This is a genomic window from Clostridium sp. KLE 1755 (assembly GCF_000466465.2).
GTDB classification, from domain to species: domain Bacteria; phylum Bacillota; class Clostridia; order Lachnospirales; family Lachnospiraceae; genus Eisenbergiella; species Eisenbergiella porci.
In genome coordinates this window covers 1-1,867 of record NZ_KE992767.1, presented here as the reverse complement: position 1 = coordinate 1,867, position 1,867 = coordinate 1, and the positions used below count along the sequence as shown (strand labels likewise).

At 42.2% G+C, this 1,867-nt stretch carries 1 protein-coding gene; it reads right to left on the bottom strand.

From position 1 onward, the window contains the following. Positions 1 to 91 precede the first annotated feature (91 nt). The gene (ltrA, locus tag HMPREF1548_RS24095) at positions 92 to 1,504 is read right to left on the bottom strand and encodes a group II intron reverse transcriptase/maturase (protein ID WP_021639313.1); all 1,413 of its coding nucleotides are present in this window, start codon (positions 1,502 to 1,504) and stop codon (positions 92 to 94) included. Positions 1,505 to 1,867: the final 363 nt, after the last annotated feature.

The following is a 1,867-nucleotide window of genomic DNA, read 5'->3' as shown; positions in this document are numbered from 1 at the left end:
AATCGAGTAGGAGAAAATTTCTCTGATTAGAGAAATTTTCGACCTCTCACACCACCGTGCGTACGGTTCCGTACACGGCGGTTCAATCAACTTAACAAGTAACACACCTTTCGGTGTAGTAATCTAACATAGAGATTAGTCCAAATGAGGCTAATCTTTTGTTATTTATAGCCACATTAACAGCGCCTTTGTTGCATACGTAGGCAATCCTTGCCCCCGTATAAGCGACTCTCCTTGCTGTGTTTCTGTCTATTCCTAACTTTACAAGGTTCTTTTCTCTGTTTTGTGAAGTTTTCCAATGTTTCCAAATACACATGCGTAGTCTATAACGAATGTTACTGTCCATTTTCGCACATAGAGTTTTCATGCTACCTATCTTGAAGTAGTTAATCCACCCTCTAATTAATTCATTGAGTTTCTGCACTTTATAAGTGTTACTTACTCCCCAACTTCTACAAGTGAGCTGTTTCATCTTCGTCTTGAATTTCGCTACAGATTTTTCATGTGGTTTTGCCTTAAATTGGTGTGCCCTACTGTCAAAGTAGAATCCGAATCCAAGATACTTAAGACCATTTGGTCTGTCTACCTTGCTCTTTGTCATATTTACCTTGAGCCCTAGTTTCTCTTCAATAAACTTCGTGAGATTTCTCATCACTCTCTTTGCTGACATTTCACTTCCGACCATAATAATACAGTCGTCTGCATATCTGACAAAGTTCAGTCCTCTTTGTTCCATTTCCTTATCAAGCTCATTCAACATGATATTGGCAAGGAGCGGTGACAGATTTCCACCTTGTGGTGTTCCTATCACAGATTCCTTGTACTCATCATCTACCATGATTCCACTAACAAGAAACTTCCTGATAATTGAAATCACGTCTCCGTCCTTGATTGTTTTACCAATTAAGGTCATCAGTTTATCATGATTTACTGTATCAAAGAACTTCTCTAAGTCGATGTCAACAATCCAGTCATAGCCGTCATTCATCATATCTAATGCTGTGATGATTGCCTGCTGGGCGCACCTATTCGGTCTGAATCCATAACTATGGTCATGGAATTGCTCTTCATAGATTGGTGTTAATACCTGCGCTATGGCTTGCTGTACTAATCGGTCTGTTACTGTTGGTACTCCCAGGTTTCTGACACCTCCGTCTGACTTTGGTATCTCCACTCTGCGTACTGGTTGAGGCTTATATTTTCTTGTCCTCAACTGTTCTTTGATGATTTCGCCGTTCTTTGCAAGGTGTTCCTTGAGTTCCGTGTACTTCATTTCGTCCACTCCCTCTGCACCTTTGTTTCGTACGACTTGCAGATATGCTGTGTTGAGATTCTCTTTACTTAATATCTGCTCCATTAGACTACTTGTGTCCATGCGTTCGTTCCTTTCCGTCTCGCTTGAATTGACCACCCTTTCCCGATTGGGTACGGCAGATGTTGTCTTTTCTGCAATCAAGACTCTACTAAAACTGATTGATTGTTCGCCCCTTTGCTCCATTTCCATTACGGAAACTTCTTCACTACTATGGGCTCTGCTGACTTCTCACAGTTCGTTGTTACTGGGCTAATGAAACCTCTGTGAGACCTCCACGCTTAAGGTGCACGCTCTTTCCCTCCATGTATCCGCCACATTTACTCTGCTACTACAAATGTGATAGTTATTAGACTTCGTCGCTCTTTGCCGACTTATCTCTCGCAGCCTAGCCTTATATGTGATTTCTGTCCGTCAGATCAGAGATTTGCTTACAGCTTCCTTCAGATTTTACCTCACGATAAACACCCTTGCTGTTCAGCTATACACTTCCCACTATCTGGGTGTGTTCGGGACTTACACCCGTTAGAGCGCGCCCATGGCGCGCAAACAAAG

Excerpts from the sequence above, each read along its gene's own strand:
- ltrA (WP_021639313.1), bottom strand. The coding sequence starts at position 1,504 with ATGGAAATGGAGCAAAGGGGCGAACAATCAATCAGTTTTAGTAGAGTC.